Annotated in this window: 1 pseudogene; it reads right to left on the minus strand. The window is 33.8% G+C overall.

Features of this window, described 5'->3' with window-relative positions:
• A pseudogene (locus CN326_RS05690) lies at positions 1–611 on the minus strand (hypothetical protein); the annotation flags it as partial.
• Positions 612–775: the final 164 nt, after the last annotated feature.

The following is a 775-nucleotide window of genomic DNA, read 5'->3' on the forward strand; positions in this document are numbered from 1 at the left end:
CCAAATACAACAGAAGAAACCTTGTTTTTTAAACTATGAAGTAGTTTTTGTAGTCTATCCAACCGAAATTCAAGGCTACCTAAACGAGAACGAAGTTTTTGAATACGCACATTTAAATATTCATGCTCAAATTGATAGGCATGATAGTAAATATCCGTTCTTTTTTTAAATTGCACAACAAAATATCGTCCCATTTGTTGTTCCTTAGATGTTTTATTGAACTTTGGCTCCCCTTTGACAAAAGATGTTTTCATTTTATTCAGTACTGTCAAATCTGACTTGGTTTTCTTGATCTTCTTTTTTACAGCTTTAATCTGTTCATTTTTATTTTCAATATACAATTTCTTCAATTCTGTCTGAGAAGAAAACAGTGCATTGGCTTCCTGCACAGCACTATTTGCATAATAATCATTAAGACTAAATCGTGATTTTACAGTCATTTGCATACTATCAGAACGTCTGGAGGTGCCAGAACGTTTTTCTAACACTTGCGTTTGAAAGGCGAAATGCTTCGCGCGATTAAATAGGAAAAGAGCATGTCCAATAGCTTCAACATACTTTGGATTCAGTGCATTCTTATAGATACGAATTGAAAAATATGCTTTTTTCATTGGACACGCTCCTTTCTTGTTTTGTATACACAAAGTATACCAAAAAAGAACATACGTTTCTATTTATATACTTGAAAAAAAACAAAAAGCGATTCATTCCCCACCTACCGCTTCGCGCTTGAGGTGGGGGGCTTCTTGCCAGATATGATAAAAGAAAAAAAAGA

The sequence above is a fragment of the Bacillus sp. AFS018417 genome, assembly GCF_002560985.1.
GTDB lineage: Bacteria > Bacillota > Bacilli > Bacillales > Bacillaceae_G > Bacillus_A > Bacillus_A rhizoplanae.